The following is a 15,397-nucleotide window of genomic DNA, read 5'->3' on the forward strand; positions in this document are numbered from 1 at the left end:
GCTCACGGTTTTTCAGCCGCGTCACGGTGCTGGGCCTTGCGCAGCGCTTTTTCCTCGATGCCGCTGGTGCCTTCGCGGCGCTCCAGCTCGGCGATCACGTCGGCCGGGCTCAGGTCGTAGTGCGCCAGCGCGATCAGGCTGTGAAACCACAGGTCGGCGACTTCACCGACCAGCTTGCCCTTGAGCTCGGCCGCCGCGCCACCCTGGGCCAGCGCGCAGTCGATGTCCTTGGCGGCCATCACGGTTTCGGTGGCCTCCTCGCCGATTTTCTTCAAAAAGGCGTCGGGGCCCTTGTGCAGCAGGCGCGCCACATAACTTTTGTCCGGGTCGCCGCCGTTGGCCGCTTTGCGGCTTTCGATGATTTGCGCCAGGCGCTGGAGGGAGTCATTCGTGCTCATGTTTGCCGGGGGTCTGTTTGTACATGCTTGTCGGGTCTTTCAGGACCGGTTCGGTCACCACCCACCGGCCGTCTTGATACACACTGAAAAAGCAGCTGTGGCGGCCCGTGTGGCAGGCAATGCCCGGCGTGTGGCCCAACTGCGTCACCTTGAGCAGGACCACGTCGTTGTCGCAATCCAGGCGAATTTCATGCACCGTTTGCTGATTGCCGGATTCCTCGCCCTTGTGCCAGAGGCGCCCGCGCGAGCGGCTGTAATAGACCGCCTGGCCCAGCTCGGCGGTTTTTTGCAGCGCCTCGCGGTTCATCCAGGCGAACATGAGCACATCGCCGCTGGAGGCTTCCTGTGCAATGACGGGGATCAGGCCCTTGTCGTCCCAGCTGACTTCATCTAACCAGTTCATGGGGCTATTGTCCGGGATTTAGATAGGCTTAAAAACGTTCAGGCCAAGGATATCGCGGGACCGGCTTTGCCGGACCGCAGATATCGCCCCGGCAGGGGGGAAGGCGAAGCGCAGCGAAGCCTGCGGGGGTTGCTCATTTTTCGCCCCAGCAGGGGGGAAGGCGCTACACGCAGTGAGCGTCCTACGGGGGTTACGTCATCCTCACCGGGATGCCGCGCGAAGCCATGTGCTGCTTGGCCTGCTGAACGGTGTATTCACCGTAATGGAAGATGCTGGCGGCCAGCACCGCGTCGGCGCCACCGGTCTGAATGCCGTCGGCCAGGTGTTCCAGGTTGCCGACGCCGCCCGAAGCGATCACCGGCACGCTGACGGCGTCGCTCACCGCGCGGGTCAGGGCCAAATCAAAGCCCGACTTGGTGCCGTCACGGTCCATGCTGGTCAGCAAAATTTCGCCGGCGCCGCGCCGCGCCATGTCGGTGGCCCAGGCCACAGCGTCCAGGCCGGTGTTCTTGCGCCCGCCGTGGCTGTAGACGTCCCAGCCCGGGCCCACGGGTTCGCCGGCGGGGGTCAGGCGTTTTTCGTCTTGCGCGTTGCGGCGCTTGGCGTCAATCGCCACCACGATGCACTGCGAGCCGTACTTGGCCGATGCGTCCGCGATCACCTGCGGGTTGGCGATGGCGGCCGAATTGAAGCTGGTCTTGTCGGCCCCGGAATTCAGCAGGCGGCGCACGTCTTCGACGGTGCGCACACCGCCGCCCACGGTGAGCGGGATGAAGACCTGCGACGCCACGGCCTCGATGATGGGCAGGATCAGGTCGCGCCCGTCGCTGGTGGCGGTGATGTCCAGAAAGGTCAGTTCGTCGGCACCCTGCTCGTTGTAGCGCGCGGCGATTTCCACCGGGTCGCCTGCGTCACGCAGCTGGGTGAAATTGACGCCCTTCACGACGCGGCCGCCGGTGACGTCAAGGCAGGGAATGATTCGTTTGGCGAGCATGGGTTAGGAGGTGGAAAGCAACACGATAAGGGGAAGCGCTATCGCCAACACGAGACAGAAGAGCAAAAACCCTGGTATGGCCGAGAACCCGTATTCAATCGCCACATATCCCAGTACGGCCGCTATGCAAAATCCTGCCGAGAGGAAAACGATCCAAAGCGGGACTTTGCGCCCACTCGATGATGGACTAGCCATTCAACTCGTCTGCTCTCGCTTGAGCTTTTTCGAAATCAAGGTCCCCGCTGTAAATCGAGCGCCCGCAGATCACCCCTTCCACGCCCTCTTCCTCGACTTCGCACAACTTTTCGATGTCAGCCATGTTCGAAAGGCCGCCGGAGGCGATCACGGGAATCGTCAGCGCCTGGGCCAGCTTGACGGTGGCATCGATGTTGATGCCGGTCAGCATGCCGTCGCGGCCGATGTCGGTGTAGATGATGGATTCGACGCCGTAGTCCTGGAATTTTTTGCCCAGGTCTATGACCTCATGGCCGGTCATCTTGCTCCAGCCGTCGGTGGCGACCTTGCCGTCCTTGGCGTCCAGGCCGACGATGATGTGGCCGCCGAAGGCGGTGCAGGCGTCCTGCAGGAAACCCGGGTTCTTCACGGCGGCCGTGCCGATGATGACGTAGCGCAGGCCGGCGTCGAGGTAGCGCTCGATGGTGTCCAGGTCGCGGATGCCGCCGCCCAGCTGCACGTCGATTTCGCTGCCCACCTCGGCCAGGATCTGCTTGATGGCAGCCTCGTTCTTGGGCTTGCCCGCGAAGGCGCCGTTCAGGTCCACCAGGTGCAGGCGCCGCGCGCCCTTGTCGACCCAGCTGCGCGCCATGGCGGCCGGGTCTTCGCTGAAGATGGTGGATTGATCCATGTCGCCCTGTTTGAGGCGGACGCAGTGACCGTCTTTCAGGTCAATCGCGGGGATGAGTAGCATGTGGCGGTAAAAAGACGGTAAAAAAAGAAACGGGTGCTCAGGGTAACAAAAAGCGGCGCGCCCCGATACCCGGGTCTGACCCAAGGGATTCAGGGATTCCAGTGCAGGAAATTGCGGTACAGGGCCAGCCCGTGGTCGGCGCTTTTCTCGGGGTGGAACTGGGTGGCAAAAATATTATCGCGTGCAATCGCGGCCGCAAAGCGCGCGCCGTAATCGGCCTCGCCGGCGATGTGGCGCGCATCCGACGGGCGGGCATAAAAGCTGTGCACGAAGTAAAAGTAGGCGCCGTCGGGCACGCCGGCCCAGACCGGATGGGGCGCCGCGCCCGCACCATTTTGGTAAACCTGGTTCCAGCCCATCTGCGGCACCTTGTAGCGGCTGCCGTCCGGCTGTGTCCTGCCCGCCAGTTCGAACTTGACGACCTGGCCGGGAATCAGCCCCAGGCCGGCGGTGCCGGCGCCGCCGTCGCCGGGCTGGCCTTCGTCGCTGTGGCTCAGCAGCATCTGCATGCCCACACAGACGCCGAACAGCGGCTTGTGGGCGGCTGCGTGCAGCACCGACTCCAGCATGCCGGACTCGGCGAGTTCACGCATGCAGTCGGCAATGGCGCCCTGGCCGGGCAGCACGATGCGCTCGGCGCTCATGACGTCTTCGGCTTTGGAGGTGACCAGCACCTCAAAGCCGCTGCCCGCCGCCACATGGCGCACGGCCTGCGAGACGGAATGCAGGTTGCCCATGCCGTAGTCGACCACGGCCACTGTTTTGGGTTTTGCCATCAGGGGTTCAAGAAGGGTTGGCTGTTGAATTTAAGGGCTGCCGTCGCCCATTGTCAGGGGGCGATGCCAAAAACAGGGAGGGGTTCGGCGCGGCGGCTGAGGGAAATGGCTTAAAGCGAGCCCTTGGTCGAGGGGATCACACCGACCGCGCGCGGGTCTATTTCCAGCGCCATGCGCAGCGCGCGGGCAAAGGCCTTGAACACGGTTTCGGCCTGGTGGTGGGCGTTTTCACCCTTGAGGTTGTCGATGTGCAGGGTCACGAAGGCATGGTTCACAAAACCCTGAAAGAACTCGTAGGCCAGCTGGCTGTCGAAGGTGCCGATCATGCCGCTCTTGAAGGGCACGTGCATTTCAAGGCCCGGGCGGCCCGAAAAATCGACCACCACGCGCGACAGCGCCTCATCGAGCGGCACATAGGCGTGGCCGTAGCGGCGCAGGCCTTTTTTGTCGCCCACGGCCTTGGCCACGGCCTGGCCCAGCGTGATGCCCACGTCTTCCACCGTGTGGTGGCCGTCGATGTGCAGGTCGCCCTTGGCCTGGATGTCCAGGTCGATCAGCCCGTGGCGGGCGATCTGGTCCAGCATGTGGTCGAAAAAGCCTATGCCCGTGGACAGGCTGGCCTTGCCGGTGCCGTCCAGGTTGAGCTTGACGGTGATCTGGGTCTCCGCCGTGTTGCGCGAAACTTCGGCCGTCCTGGGCGCCAGGGGAGCGGTGGAAACAGGTGTGGGGGTAGTCATAGGGATTTTTCAAGCGCCGCCAGCATTTGCGCGTTCTCGTCCGCGGTGCCGACCGTCAGGCGCAAACAATTGGCCAGCAATGGATGCATTTTAGAAACGTTTTTAACCAGCACCTTGTGGGATTTCATGCCTTCGAAGGCCTTGGCCGCATCGGGCACCCGCACCAGGATCATGTTGGCGTCGCTTTTCCAGGCTTTGACGCCCTTGGCCGCCATACCCGCCAGCGCGTCCATCAGCACGGCGCGCTGGGCCACCAGTTCGCCGGCCTGGGCGGCGAATTCGGCCTGGTGCTCCAGCGCGAACAGCGCGCATTCGTAGTTCAGCACGCTGATGTTGTAGGGCGGGCGCACCTTGTCGACCTCGGCAATCAAGGCCTTGGGGCCCATCATGTAGCCTATGCGCACGCCGGCCAGGCCGAACTTGCTCAGGGTGCGCATCAGCAGCACGTGGCCATGCCTGGCAATGCGGTCGATGTAACTTTTGCTCGAGAACGGCTGGTAGGCCTCGTCCATCACGACCAGCCCGGGCGCGGCTTCGACGATCTTTTCGATCACTGCGTCGTCCCACAGGTTGGCCGTGGGGTTGTTGGGGTAGGCCAGGTAGATGATGGAAGGCTGGTGTTCCTGGATCGCGGCCAGCATGGCGGCTTCGTCGAGCTCAAAGTCGGCCGTCAGCGGCACGCCGATGAATTTCAGGCCCTGCAGCTGCGCGCTCATGCCGTACATCACAAAGCCCGGCAGGGGCGCCAGTATCGAGCCGCCCTCCACGTCGCAGGCCATGGCCAGCAGCGAAATCAGTTCGTCCGAGCCGTTGCCCAGCATGATGTCGAAGCCCTCGGGCATACGCGCGTAATCGGCCAATGCCTTGCGAAGGTCGTTGACCCGGCCGTCGGGATAGCGGTTCAGCGCCAGCGCGCCCAGGCGCTGGCCCAGCTTGGCCTGCAGCGCCATGGGCAGGCGATGCGGATTCTCCATGGCGTCAAGCTTGACCATGCCGGCCGAGTCCTGGATGGCGTAGGCGTGCATGGACTGCACGTCCTGGCGTATCAGTTTTTTGAGCTTGTTATCCAACAGAGGGGCAGGCAGGGTCATGCAAGGGGCTCCAACAGTTCAACGCCGGTTTTAAAAGGATTGATCACCTGGACACCACCGTAGTGCTGCTCATGCGCCAGGTCTTCGCTGAGCAGGTAACGGCAACCCAGGTGCTGGGCCGCCGCAACGACCAGGCTGTCCCGGTAATCCAGGCCGTAGCGGCTTTCCACCGCCCAGGCGGACTCGACGGTGGCGTGGTCGGTCTGCCAGGGCTGCCAGAGTTCGTAGCGGCGCACCTCGGCGCGCGCATCGCCCGCGGGCATGGGCGGCTGGATCTTGCGTGTGGCCAGCAGGTAAAACTCATTGAGCACCTGCGTGCTGGTGCGGCCCAGGCCGCGCCGCCACAACACGGTCAGCCAGGCCAGCGCGGCTTGCTGCCGGGCCGGGTCGGCGCCGTCTTCGCTGTAGACCAGGATGCTGGCGTCCACAAAAACGTTGTTCGAAGCCTCGCTCATGCGCCCGCCTCATCCAGGTCGACGCGCCTGGGATAAGGCTGGCCGTCGGATACCCACAGCCGGTCCTTGTTTTGCCAGTCGTGCATGGCGCGCTGGTAGGCGTCGGTGCGCTGCATCTTCTCGGCCAGCATCTCGCCCACCAGGCGCGAGACGCTGGTATTGCGCCGCGCCGCCTCGATGCGCGCCCACTCCAGGGCGGCATCGTCGACGGTGATGGTGACGTTCTTCATGGCTCAAAGTTTACACGAATTTCGTGTTGCACGAAATTCGTGTAATTAATCAAGGAAAAATTTCAGTCCGTCGAGCTTCATGCCCATGCCATCGAGGAGGGCCAGATTCGAAAAAATCCACTCACGGGTCTCAGCATCCAGGGCTTCCCAGGAGCGATTGAACGCCACCGTCCAGCGGCGGGTGCCGTCGAAGCAGAACGGGCGGTGCTGGGGGTGCAAGCAGGCAATTTCCAGCAGCACGGCCAGTTCCAGCCATTTGTCCATGGAATGTGCCCACCGGTGCATGCGTTGCGCCACCGTCGCGGAATTCGCCTGTGCGGCCAATTCCCGCCATTGGGCCTGCGAAGGCTTCAACTCCAGGGCCAGCGCGGCGAGCATGGCGGCACGGCCCACGGCGGAGAATTCGCTCACCACGGCGGGCAAGAGCAGCGGTCCGGCCTCTTCGGGTGACAGGCGCGCCAGCGTGAGCAAGGCGGCGCCCCGCACCGTCGGGGCCGGGTGCTTGAGATAAATCGAATGCACCAGCCCGGCACAGTCTTTTTTACCGCCTGAGGCGAGCAGCAACAGGCCGACGCGGATATCGCTGGAGCCGGCGCCTGGTGACCGGAGGCGCTGCTCGGCCAAGGCCAGCAAGGCTTCCCGCGACAAGCCCGACAGTTTGAAGGCCTTGTCACGCAGAGCGGCATAAGGCGACAGGAGATGGCCCAGCGCGACTTCACGAGCCCCCGCAGGGTCGGCGCGCCACAGCATGTCGAGACCATACCAGCGCAGGTAGTTCCGGCGGCTCGCCAACAGCGACAGCGCATAGCCGGCCTGCTCGCCGGCCGACAGGCTGCGAATCAGCTGCAATGCCCTCCCCTGCAGGGTCACGTCGGCCTTCGCCAGCCCCAGTTCGATCAAGCGCGCTTGGGGAAAGGCTGATCGCTCCAGCAGCGCAAAACAATAGCGTGCGAGCTTGCGCGAATCACTGGCGCCGGCCGTTTCAAACAGCGAGGTCAGATTCTGGTCTTCCATCAGCCGGGACTCGAATTGCGCAACGAACGCGGCGTGGTCCTCGCGTCGCCTTGAAGCCAATTCGGCAAGCGCCGGCAGGTGCGGCAAAAGGGTTGAGATATCCGCATCGCGCAGCCAGCCTAGCGACACTCGCTTTGCCCGCGCGCGTATCGGTGCTACCCAGTCGTTGCAAAGCCCGAGCACCTCGGTCCACAAGGCCGTTGCGTGCAGCTCACCTGCGCGGCGCAGGGCCGCTTCGCGCAGGTAGCCGTTGCGGTGGGCCAGCAGCAGGCGCAACTCTTCCATGTCGACCATGTCCCGGATTCGAGCAGTGCCGGATTCAAGCCAGCGTTGGTACTCGTCGCCGCTGGAAAAATAGTGCCCAGGCTGCCACACCTGCGTCCGGGCCAGCCCCAGGGCCACCAGGATTCGCCGGGCCAAAGTCAGCATGGGTTCAGGACGCGGCCAGCCCGTTGTGGAAAACTCACTTCAGCCGCATCTCGGCCGCCCGCGCATGCGCCTGCAAGCCTTCACCGTAGGCCAGTTCGGCGGCGATCTTGCCCAGCACCTGGGCGCCGGCTTCGCTGACTTCGATCAGGCTGGAGCGTTTCTGGAAGTCGTAGACGCCCAGCGGTGAGCTGAAACGCGCTGTGCCGCTGGTCGGCAGCACGTGGTTCGGGCCGGCACAGTAGTCGCCCAGGGATTCGCTGGTGTAGGCGCCCAGGAAGATGGCGCCTGCGTGCTTGAGCAGCGGCTCCCACTTGTGCGGGTCGCGGCTGGAGACTTCCAGGTGTTCGGGCGCGATGCGGTTGCTGATTGCGCAGGCCTCTTCCATGCTGCGCGTGTGGATCAGCGCACCGCGGCCGCTCAGGGACTTGGCGATGATCTCGGCGCGCGGCATGTCGGGCAGCAGGCGGTCTATGGCGGCCTGCACGGCGTCGATGTACGCGGCGTCGGGGCACAGCAGGATGCTTTGCGCGAGCTCGTCGTGCTCGGCCTGGCTGAACAAGTCCATGGCGACCCAATCGGCCGGCGTGCTGCCGTCGGCCAGCACCAGGATTTCCGAAGGGCCGGCGATCATGTCTATGCCCACCGTGCCGAAAACGCGCTTTTTGGCGCTGGCGACATAGGCATTGCCGGGCCCGGTGATCTTGTCGACCTTGGGCACGGTCTGCGTGCCATAGGCCAGCGCGGCAACGGCCTGCGCGCCGCCTATCGTGAAAGCGCGGGTGACACCGGCCACATAGGCGGCGGCCAGCACCAGGGCGTTTTTCTCGCCTTTGGGCGTGGGCACGACCATGATGATTTCGCCGACGCCGGCCACATGGGCCGGGATGGCATTCATCAGCACCGACGAGGGATAAGCGGCCTTGCCGCCGGGCACATAGATGCCAACGCGGTCCAGCGGCGTGACCTTCTGACCCAGCAGGGTGCCGTCTTCGTCGCGGTAGCTCCAGCTTTCGCCGCTGGCCCTCTTCTGGGCCTCGTGGTAGCTGCGCACGCGGCGCGCGGCGGCTTCGAGCGCATCGCGCTGCGCCGCCGGGATCGCATCGAACGCGGCCTTCAGTTCAGCCTGCGTGAGTTCCAGCCGGTCCATGGCGGCGGCGTCCAGCCCGTCAAAGCGCGCGGTGTATTCCAGCACCGCCGCATCGCCGCGTTGCTGCACGTCGGCCAGGATGTCGGCCACACGCTGCTCGATGGCGGCGTCGGTGTCGGCGGACCAATGCAGGCGCGCCTTGAATTCAGCCTCGAAAGTGGCGGAAACGGTGGACAGGCGGGCGGGTGCGGCGGTCTTCATGGGTCAGGATTTTCGCGAGGAGGCCGTGGCGGCCGAAAGGGCATCGATAAGCTGGCGGATCGGCGCCTGCTTGAGCTTGAGCGCAGTCTGGTTCACCACCAGGTGCGAGCTGATGTCCATGATGCGCTCGACTTCGACCAGGTGGTTGGCCTTGAGGGTGCTGCCGGTGGACACCAGGTCGACGATGGCGTCGGCCAGGCCCGTGAGCGGCGCGAGTTCCATGCTGCCGTAGAGCTTGATCAGGTCGACGTGCACGCCCTTGGTGGCGAAGAAGTCGCGGGCGATCGCCACGTACTTGGTGGCGACCTTGAGGCGCGATCCCTGGCGCACGGCGGCGGCGTAGTCAAAACCCTCGCGCACGGCCACGCTGATGCGGCATTTGGCGATCTGCAAATCGAGCGGCTGGTACAGGCCCTGGCTGCCGGACTCGAGCAGGGTGTCCTTGCCGACCACACCCATGTCAGCGCCGCCGTACTGCACATAGGTGGGCACGTCGGTGGCGCGCACCAGCACCACGCGCACGCCGGGCTGGTTGGTGTCCAGGATCAGCTTACGGGATTTTTCGGGGTCGTCCAGCACCTCGATGCCGGCCGTTTTCAGCAGCGGCAGGATGTCGTCGAAGATGCGGCCCTTGGAGAGCGCTAAGGTGATCATGCTTTCACCCGTTCGATATCGGCGCCGATGCCGCGCAGTTTGGCTTCCATCTGGTCGTAGCCGCGGTCCAGATGGTAGATGCGGTCCACCAGGGTTTCGCCTTCGGCCACCAGGCCGGCGATCACCAGGCTGGCGGAGGCGCGCAGGTCGGTGGCCATGACGGTGGCGCCGGAAAGTTTCTCAACGCCCTCCATCACCGCGACCTTGCCCTCGATCTGGATCTTGGCGCCCAGGCGCACCATCTCGTTGACGTGCATGAAGCGGTTCTCAAAAATCGTCTCGGTCACCGTGCTGCCGCCCAGCGCGATGGCGTTGAGGGCCATGAACTGGGCCTGCATGTCGGTCGGGAAACCGGGGTATTCGGTGGTGCGGAAGGATTGCGCCTTCATGCGGCCGCTGGCCTGGATACGGACAAAACCCTCGCCCGCCGTCACGATGGCACCGGCTTCGCGCAGCTTGTCGATCACGGCGTCGAGGTGGTCGGCACGGCCGTGCTTGAGCACCACGTCGCCACCGGCGGCCGCCACGGCACACAGAAAGGTGCCGGTTTCAATGCGGTCGGCCACCACCTGGTGGGTGCAGCCGTGCAGGCGCTCCACGCCCTGGATGCGGATGCGGCGCGTGCCGTGGCCTTCGATCTTCGCGCCCATCTTGATGAGCATTTCAGCCAGGTCGCCGATTTCCGGTTCCTGGGCCGCGTTTTCCAGGATGGTTTCACCCTCGGCCAGACTGGCGGCCATCAGGAAGTTTTCGGTGCCAGTGACGGTCACCATGTCGGTGGTGATGCTGGTGCCCTTCAGGCGCCCTCTTTCGCCATTCGGGCCGGCCGGCAGCTTGGCCAGCATGTAGCCGTGCTCCACGGCGATCTCGGCGCCCATGGCCTGCAGGCCCTTGATGTGCTGGTCCACCGGGCGCGAGCCGATGGCGCAGCCGCCCGGCAGCGACACCGTGGCTTCGCCGAAGCGCGCCAGCAGCGGGCCCAGGGCCAGCACGGAGGCGCGCATGGTCTTGACCAGTTCATAAGGCGCCTCGGGCGAGCTGAGCTTGCCGGCGTTGATGCGCACGGTGCCGTCGTCGCTGCGTTCGGCCTCGACACCCATGTTGCGGATCAGCTTGAGCATGGTGGCCACGTCCTGCAGGCGCGGCACGTTGCGCAGCGTGACGTCGTCGGCCGTCAGCAGCGCGGCGCACAGCTCGGGCAGCGCGGCATTCTTGGCGCCAGAAATTTCGACCGTACCGGCCAGCGGTTTGCCGCCCTTGATGAGTAGTTTGTCCATGTTTTGTTCAGTTCACGTTGCCGTTATTGTTGATTGTTGGCCCATTCGGCCGGCGTATAGGTTTTCATCGACAGCGCATGCACCTCGTCGGTCTGCATGCGGCCGCCCAGTGTGGCGTAGACCTTCTGGTGGCGCTGGATCAGGCGCTGGCCTTCAAAGGCGCTGGAGACCACAGTGGCATACCAGTGGCGGCCGTCGCCCGACAGCTCGAGGTGCTCGCAGGGCAGGCCCGCGGCGATGATGGATTGGAGTTCTTCGCTTGTCATAGCTTACCTATTGGGCACGAGACGAGTGTCTTCGCAAGCAGGGGCCGCGGAACTGGCTTTGCCAGGCCGCAGGCGCAGCGCCCCCCTCGGGGGGCAGAGAGCGACACGAAGTGCGCGAACGTGGGGGCCATATTTTTAGTGTCTGATTTTGTAGCCGGTGCGCAGCAGGTTGACGGCGACGGCGCTGACGGCCAGCAGGGCCGTCGCCACGATGCCCAGGCTCAACCACGGAGAGACGTCGCTGACGCCGAAAAAGCCGTAGCGGAAGCCGTCGATCATGTAGAAGAAGGGGTTCAGGTGGCTGACCTTCTGCCAGAAAGGCGGCAGCGAGTGGATGGAGTAAAACACGCCGCTCAGGAAGGTCATGGGCATGATGACGAAATTCTGGAAGGCCGCCATCTGGTCGAACTTCTCGGACCACAGGCCGGCGATCACACCCAGCGCGCCCAGCATGGCGGCACCCAGCACCGCGAACAGCACGATCCACAGCGGCGCCACAAAAGCCGGCTGGCCGAAAAACACGGTGACGGCGAACACGCCCATACCCACCAGCAGGCCGCGCGCGACCGAAGAGCCCACATAGGCGAAAAACCAGTGCCAGTGCGACAGCGGCGTGAGCAGCACAAACACCAGGCTGCCCATGATCTTGCTCTGGATCAGCGAGGAAGAGCTGTTGGCGAAGGCGTTCTGCAGCACGCTCATCATTACCAGGCCGGGCACCAGGAAGGCGGTGTAGCTGACCTGGTTGTAGACCTTGACCTGGTCTTGCAGCACGTGGCCGAAGATCAGCATGTAGAGCACGGCGGTCAGCACCGGCGCGCCCACCGTCTGGAAACCCACCTTCCAGAAGCGCAGCGTTTCCTTGTACAGCAGTGTTTGCCAGCCTGTCATGTTGCTACTTTCGCGAGGTCTACCGCCACGGCCGCACTATCGCCGGCGGGTTTCTTGTTCATGACGTCGAGGAAGACGTCTTCCAGGTCGGCTTTGCGGATTTCAACGTCTTCGGCCACCAGGCCCGCCTCGCGGATGGCCGCCAGGTATTGTTCGATTTCGTTCGCGTTGTGGGCCGGGAACTGCACGATGCGGCCGGTGATGCGGGCCCGCACGGCCAGGTGCGTGGGCAGTTCGCTGTCGATCTTGAAACGCAGCACGTTGGAAGACGCCGCCTTGAGCAGCTCGGAGGTCTGCGCCAGCGCCACCACCCGGCCCTGCTTGAGCATGGCGATGCGGCTGCACAGGGCCTCGGCTTCTTCGAGGTAATGCGTGGTCAGCAACACGGTGCTGCCCTGCTTGTTGAGTTTGGCGATGAACTGCCACAGGGTCTGGCGCAGTTCGACGTCAACGCCGGCGGTGGGCTCGTCCAGCACGATGACCTGCGGCTTGTGTACCAGGGCCTGCGCCACCAGCACGCGGCGTTTCATGCCGCCCGAGAGCTGGCGCATATTGGCATTGGCTTTGTCGGCCAGGCCCAGGCTGACCAGCAGTTCATCGATCCAGTCGTCGTTGTGCTTGATGCCGAAATAGCCGGACTGGATGCGCAGCGCCTCGCGCACCGAGAAAAAGGGGTCGAACACCAGCTCCTGCGGCACCACGCCGAGCTTGCGCCTGGCGTTCGCATAGTCGGTCAGCACATCGCTGCCGTGCACCTTGACGCTGCCGCTGCTGGCGCGCGACAGGCCGGCCAGTATGCTGATCAGGGAGGTCTTCCCCGCGCCGTTGGGGCCCAGCAAGCCAAAAAATTCGCCCTGCCGGATATCGAAACTGACGTCGTCAAGCGCCTTGACGACGGGACCTGTCTGATTTCGCGCGGAGGAGTAGGTTTTGGAGACGGACTGGAATGAGATCGCTGGCATGAGCCCGCCATTTTAAGGGCGGATGCTGTTTTTCAACCGGGCGCGCCGTGCAATGCCCTTGGCGGGATGCCCCGGGCGGCCAGTGGCGACCCGTTGCGGTGAAGCGCCTCAGGCCTGGGCGGCCGGAATCAGCTCCGCCACGCCATACAGGCCGGCCAGCTGGCGCAGGCGGGGCGGCAGGCCCGCCACCGAAAAATCCTTGCCGGCGGCCAGCGCTTCGCGCCGGCACTCGAGCAGCACGGCCAGGGCGGAGGAATCAAATTCCTTGAGCGCGCCGGCGTCCGCCACCACCCCAGCCGGCTGGGACAGCACGGCCTGCTTCAGGCCGCGGGCAAAACCTGCGGCTTCGGCATGCGTAAGAACGGGAGGGAGCGTCAGCACCGGCAGCGCGTCCGCTCAGGACTTCTTGGCGATTGCGCCGCTATTGGACTGGTTGCGCTGTACCAGCGAGGCGATCAGGCCGTCCACGCCCTTGGTGCTGATTTCCTGTGCGAACTGGGTGCGGTAGGTTTCCACCAGCCAGACGCCGAGCACGTTCAGGTCATAGATCTTCCAGCCCGTGGGGGTTTTTTCCATACGGTAGTCAAGTTGGACGGGATCACCCCGGCCCAGCACTTCGGTGCGCACCACCACTTCGGTGTCGGTGGGGTCCGCACGCAGCGGCTTGACGTTGACGCTCTGGTCGCTGACCTGCGACAGCGCGCCGGAATAGGTGCGGATCAGCAGGATCTTGAACTCGTCCTGCAGCTTCTTTTGCTGCTCGGGCGTGGCCTGGCGCCAGTTGCGGCCCACAGCCGCTGCCGTCATGCGCGTGAAGTTCACGTTGGGCATGATCTTGCTGTCGACCAGGGACAGCACTTTGGTCAGGTCGCCGGCCTTCACGGCTTTGTCGGTCTTGATGTTGTCCAGCACTTCTGCGGACACCCGTTTGATCAAGGCGTCAGGGGCCTCGACCTGTTGGGCGCGGACAAAGGGCGCGGCGCCCAGCAGGGCCAGGCTAAGAGTGGCGGTCAACAAGTGGCCAAGGGTTCTGCGTTTCATGATGCTCCTTCGGTGTCGAAACCGGGTATCAGCTTCATGGGCATCGGGTTGATGCTTGGTGCGCTGAGAACCGGTGTTTCGAGGGTATTTTGCGGGATTGTTTCCGGACTGGGGATGAAGTTATTCGGCAGTCTTGTAAATATTGGCGCTGCCAGACCTTCTCAAGGCCTGGTTTTGGCCCTGTTCAAGCTTGTTTCACCTGCTTACTTGGCTGCCGGCGCAGGTGCGGGCGTGGCCTGCGCGCCTTCAGGCAGGTCAAAGCGCTCTTCCTTTTCCGCCGTCCCCTTGCCGATCAGGCTGTTGCGGCGCTGCTGGTAGATATCACGGGTAAAACTGTATTTGTCCAGCGCCGCCTGGTCCAGCACCTCACTGGCGCCCAGCAGGTTGGCACGGACGTTGACCACGCGCAGCGTCGTCAGGGTGTTGCGGACACGGACATTGCTGGCCTGGGTGACCGCGTCCATCTGGGAGTCCACCAGCAGGCCGGCGGTATCGCGCACCGAGGAGGAGCCCAGCACTGGCAGCACCAGGTAAGGGCCCGACCCCACACCCCAGGTACCCAGGGTCTGGCCGAAATCTTCCGAATGCTTCGGAATCTTCATTTCACTGGCCACGTCAAAAATGCCGCCCAGGCCCCAGAGGGTGTTGGTGGTGACGCGGAACAGGCTGTCGGCGGCCGCCTCGCCCTTGCCCTGCAGCAGGTTGTTGACCATGGACCAGACATCGGAAATGTTGCCGAAAAAGCTGGTGACGCCGGTGCGCACGGGCTGGGGCGTGACGTCGCGGTAGGCGGTGGCCACGGGCTTGAGGACGGTGCGGTCCAGGCCTTCGTTGAAGCCGAACATGGCCCGGTTGAAGGGCTCCAGCGGGTCGGACGGATTGGCGCCGGGGCCGGTTGCGCATCCCTGAAGCAGCGCTACTGCGAGAACAGCGCCGGCCCACCCTGTTGATTTTTTCATCATGTTGTTGAAAGTCATTTTTTTTCTGTCGTCGCTGGTGGCGGCGCAGACCCGGATCCGGAACTGCTGTCCGCCGCTTTACTGTATAAAAACTGGCTGATCAGATTCTCAAGTACTACGGCAGATTGCGTGTTTTTGATCACGTCTCCCGCCGCGAAATTTTTCTCGTCCCCGCCGGCCTCCACGCCGATGTACTGCTCACCGAGCAGGCCGCTGGTCAAAATCTTGAGCGAGCTGTCCTTGGGAAACACATAACGGCTTTCCATCGCCAGGCTGACGCTCGCCTGATAGGACTTGTCGTCGAAAGTGATATTTTCAACTCGCCCGACCACCACACCGGCACTTTTAACCGCGGCGCGCGGTTTCAGGCCGCCAATATTGTCGAATTTCGCCGTGATCTTGTAAGAAGTGTCGAAATTCAGTGAGAGAAGGTTGGCGGATTTCAGTGCCAGGAACAGGATGGCGGCCCCCCCAATCAGGACAAACAGGCCAACCCAGAGATCATTTTTGGAGCGTTGCATGGTTCTTCTTTCAGTGGCCCCGA

At 63.9% G+C, this 15,397-nt stretch carries 20 protein-coding genes; all 20 read right to left on the reverse strand.

What is annotated here, in order from left to right; translation table 11 throughout:
• Positions 1-2 precede the first annotated feature (2 nt).
• Positions 3-398: a phosphoribosyl-ATP diphosphatase gene (locus ACSQ27_RS21210; RefSeq protein ID WP_436157468.1), complete on the reverse strand. Its 396-nt coding sequence runs from the start codon at positions 396-398 to the stop codon at positions 3-5.
• Positions 385-801, reverse strand: a complete 417-nt coding sequence (hisI, locus tag ACSQ27_RS21215; RefSeq protein ID WP_436157469.1) for a phosphoribosyl-AMP cyclohydrolase — start codon at positions 799-801, stop codon at positions 385-387. The genes ACSQ27_RS21210 and hisI overlap by 14 nt, the downstream gene beginning before the upstream one ends.
• A gap of 190 nt (positions 802-991) precedes the next feature.
• Positions 992-1,795, reverse strand: coding sequence for an imidazole glycerol phosphate synthase subunit HisF (gene hisF, locus ACSQ27_RS21220; protein WP_436157470.1), 804 nt, complete (start codon positions 1,793-1,795; stop codon positions 992-994).
• 187 nt (positions 1,796-1,982) lie between these two features.
• Entirely contained in the window at positions 1,983-2,723 is a 741-nt protein-coding gene (hisA, locus tag ACSQ27_RS21225; RefSeq protein WP_332700223.1) for a 1-(5-phosphoribosyl)-5-[(5-phosphoribosylamino)methylideneamino]imidazole-4-carboxamide isomerase, read from the reverse strand.
• Positions 2,724-2,812: 89 nt separating this feature from the next.
• Positions 2,813-3,499: an imidazole glycerol phosphate synthase subunit HisH gene (hisH, locus tag ACSQ27_RS21230; protein ID WP_436157471.1), complete on the reverse strand. Its 687-nt coding sequence runs from the start codon at positions 3,497-3,499 to the stop codon at positions 2,813-2,815.
• 110 nt (positions 3,500-3,609) lie between these two features.
• Entirely contained in the window at positions 3,610-4,236 is a 627-nt protein-coding gene (gene hisB / locus ACSQ27_RS21235) for an imidazoleglycerol-phosphate dehydratase HisB (RefSeq protein WP_436157472.1), read from the reverse strand.
• Complete coding sequence (hisC, locus tag ACSQ27_RS21240; protein WP_436157473.1) at positions 4,233-5,327, reverse strand: histidinol-phosphate transaminase; 1,095 nt, start codon at positions 5,325-5,327, stop codon at positions 4,233-4,235. The genes hisB and hisC overlap by 4 nt, the downstream gene beginning before the upstream one ends.
• Positions 5,324-5,782: a PIN domain-containing protein gene (locus ACSQ27_RS21245; RefSeq protein WP_436157474.1), complete on the reverse strand. Its 459-nt coding sequence runs from the start codon at positions 5,780-5,782 to the stop codon at positions 5,324-5,326. The genes hisC and ACSQ27_RS21245 overlap by 4 nt, the downstream gene beginning before the upstream one ends.
• Positions 5,779-6,012: a CopG family transcriptional regulator gene (locus ACSQ27_RS21250; protein WP_436157475.1), complete on the reverse strand. Its 234-nt coding sequence runs from the start codon at positions 6,010-6,012 to the stop codon at positions 5,779-5,781. The genes ACSQ27_RS21245 and ACSQ27_RS21250 overlap by 4 nt, the downstream gene beginning before the upstream one ends.
• A gap of 45 nt (positions 6,013-6,057) precedes the next feature.
• Complete coding sequence (locus ACSQ27_RS21255) at positions 6,058-7,455, reverse strand: hypothetical protein (RefSeq protein WP_436157476.1); 1,398 nt, start codon at positions 7,453-7,455, stop codon at positions 6,058-6,060.
• Between the two features lie 34 nt (positions 7,456-7,489).
• The gene (gene hisD / locus ACSQ27_RS21260; protein WP_436157477.1) at positions 7,490-8,803 is read right to left on the reverse strand and encodes a histidinol dehydrogenase; all 1,314 of its coding nucleotides are present in this window, start codon (positions 8,801-8,803) and stop codon (positions 7,490-7,492) included.
• Between the two features lie 3 nt (positions 8,804-8,806).
• Positions 8,807-9,457, reverse strand: a complete 651-nt coding sequence (gene hisG, locus ACSQ27_RS21265; protein WP_436157478.1) for an ATP phosphoribosyltransferase — start codon at positions 9,455-9,457, stop codon at positions 8,807-8,809.
• The gene (murA, locus tag ACSQ27_RS21270) at positions 9,454-10,734 is read right to left on the reverse strand and encodes a UDP-N-acetylglucosamine 1-carboxyvinyltransferase (protein ID WP_436157479.1); all 1,281 of its coding nucleotides are present in this window, start codon (positions 10,732-10,734) and stop codon (positions 9,454-9,456) included. Before murA ends, hisG begins: the two co-directional genes overlap by 4 nt.
• Before the next feature lie 23 nt (positions 10,735-10,757).
• On the reverse strand, positions 10,758-11,000 hold the full coding sequence (locus ACSQ27_RS21275; RefSeq protein WP_436157480.1) for a BolA family protein: 243 nt from the start codon (positions 10,998-11,000) through the stop codon (positions 10,758-10,760).
• A gap of 135 nt (positions 11,001-11,135) precedes the next feature.
• Positions 11,136-11,891 carry an ABC transporter permease gene (locus ACSQ27_RS21280; protein ID WP_436157481.1) on the reverse strand — a complete coding sequence of 252 codons (756 nt, stop codon included), beginning with the start codon at positions 11,889-11,891 and terminating at the stop codon, positions 11,136-11,138.
• On the reverse strand, positions 11,888-12,853 hold the full coding sequence (locus ACSQ27_RS21285; protein ID WP_436157482.1) for an ABC transporter ATP-binding protein: 966 nt from the start codon (positions 12,851-12,853) through the stop codon (positions 11,888-11,890). The genes ACSQ27_RS21280 and ACSQ27_RS21285 overlap by 4 nt, the downstream gene beginning before the upstream one ends.
• A gap of 108 nt (positions 12,854-12,961) precedes the next feature.
• A complete protein-coding gene (locus ACSQ27_RS21290) occupies positions 12,962-13,234 on the reverse strand; it encodes an STAS domain-containing protein (protein ID WP_436157483.1) in 273 nt (90 codons plus the stop codon).
• Between the two features lie 15 nt (positions 13,235-13,249).
• Positions 13,250-13,894, reverse strand: a complete 645-nt coding sequence (locus ACSQ27_RS21295) for an MlaC/ttg2D family ABC transporter substrate-binding protein (RefSeq protein WP_436157484.1) — start codon at positions 13,892-13,894, stop codon at positions 13,250-13,252.
• 203 nt (positions 13,895-14,097) lie between these two features.
• Positions 14,098-14,871 carry an MlaA family lipoprotein gene (locus ACSQ27_RS21300; protein ID WP_436157485.1) on the reverse strand — a complete coding sequence of 258 codons (774 nt, stop codon included), beginning with the start codon at positions 14,869-14,871 and terminating at the stop codon, positions 14,098-14,100.
• A complete protein-coding gene (mlaD, locus tag ACSQ27_RS21305; RefSeq protein WP_436157486.1) occupies positions 14,868-15,374 on the reverse strand; it encodes an outer membrane lipid asymmetry maintenance protein MlaD in 507 nt (168 codons plus the stop codon). The genes ACSQ27_RS21300 and mlaD overlap by 4 nt, the downstream gene beginning before the upstream one ends.
• Positions 15,375-15,397 lie beyond the last annotated feature (23 nt).

It is taken from the genome of Polaromonas sp. LjRoot131 (assembly GCF_964252805.1).
Lineage (GTDB): Bacteria > Pseudomonadota > Gammaproteobacteria > Burkholderiales > Burkholderiaceae_C > Polaromonas.

Coding starts and splice junctions, on each gene's coding strand:
- ACSQ27_RS21210 (WP_436157468.1), bottom strand. CDS start 398: ATGAGCACGAATGACTCCCTCCAGCGCCTGGCGCAAATCATCGAAAGC.
- hisI (WP_436157469.1), bottom strand. CDS start 801: ATGAACTGGTTAGATGAAGTCAGCTGGGACGACAAGGGCCTGATCCCC.
- hisF (WP_436157470.1), bottom strand. CDS start 1,795: ATGCTCGCCAAACGAATCATTCCCTGCCTTGACGTCACCGGCGGCCGC.
- hisA (WP_332700223.1), bottom strand. CDS start 2,723: ATGCTACTCATCCCCGCGATTGACCTGAAAGACGGTCACTGCGTCCGC.
- hisH (WP_436157471.1), bottom strand. CDS start 3,499: ATGGCAAAACCCAAAACAGTGGCCGTGGTCGACTACGGCATGGGCAAC.
- hisB (WP_436157472.1), bottom strand. CDS start 4,236: ATGACTACCCCCACACCTGTTTCCACCGCTCCCCTGGCGCCCAGGACG.
- hisC (WP_436157473.1), bottom strand. CDS start 5,327: ATGACCCTGCCTGCCCCTCTGTTGGATAACAAGCTCAAAAAACTGATA.
- ACSQ27_RS21245 (WP_436157474.1), bottom strand. CDS start 5,782: ATGAGCGAGGCTTCGAACAACGTTTTTGTGGACGCCAGCATCCTGGTC.
- ACSQ27_RS21250 (WP_436157475.1), bottom strand. CDS start 6,012: ATGAAGAACGTCACCATCACCGTCGACGATGCCGCCCTGGAGTGGGCG.
- ACSQ27_RS21255 (WP_436157476.1), bottom strand. CDS start 7,455: ATGCTGACTTTGGCCCGGCGAATCCTGGTGGCCCTGGGGCTGGCCCGG.
- hisD (WP_436157477.1), bottom strand. CDS start 8,803: ATGAAGACCGCCGCACCCGCCCGCCTGTCCACCGTTTCCGCCACTTTC.
- hisG (WP_436157478.1), bottom strand. CDS start 9,457: ATGATCACCTTAGCGCTCTCCAAGGGCCGCATCTTCGACGACATCCTG.
- murA (WP_436157479.1), bottom strand. CDS start 10,734: ATGGACAAACTACTCATCAAGGGCGGCAAACCGCTGGCCGGTACGGTC.
- ACSQ27_RS21275 (WP_436157480.1), bottom strand. CDS start 11,000: ATGACAAGCGAAGAACTCCAATCCATCATCGCCGCGGGCCTGCCCTGC.
- ACSQ27_RS21280 (WP_436157481.1), bottom strand. CDS start 11,891: ATGACAGGCTGGCAAACACTGCTGTACAAGGAAACGCTGCGCTTCTGG.
- ACSQ27_RS21285 (WP_436157482.1), bottom strand. CDS start 12,853: ATGCCAGCGATCTCATTCCAGTCCGTCTCCAAAACCTACTCCTCCGCG.
- ACSQ27_RS21295 (WP_436157484.1), bottom strand. CDS start 13,894: ATGAAACGCAGAACCCTTGGCCACTTGTTGACCGCCACTCTTAGCCTG.
- ACSQ27_RS21300 (WP_436157485.1), bottom strand. CDS start 14,871: ATGACTTTCAACAACATGATGAAAAAATCAACAGGGTGGGCCGGCGCT.
- mlaD (WP_436157486.1), bottom strand. CDS start 15,374: ATGCAACGCTCCAAAAATGATCTCTGGGTTGGCCTGTTTGTCCTGATT.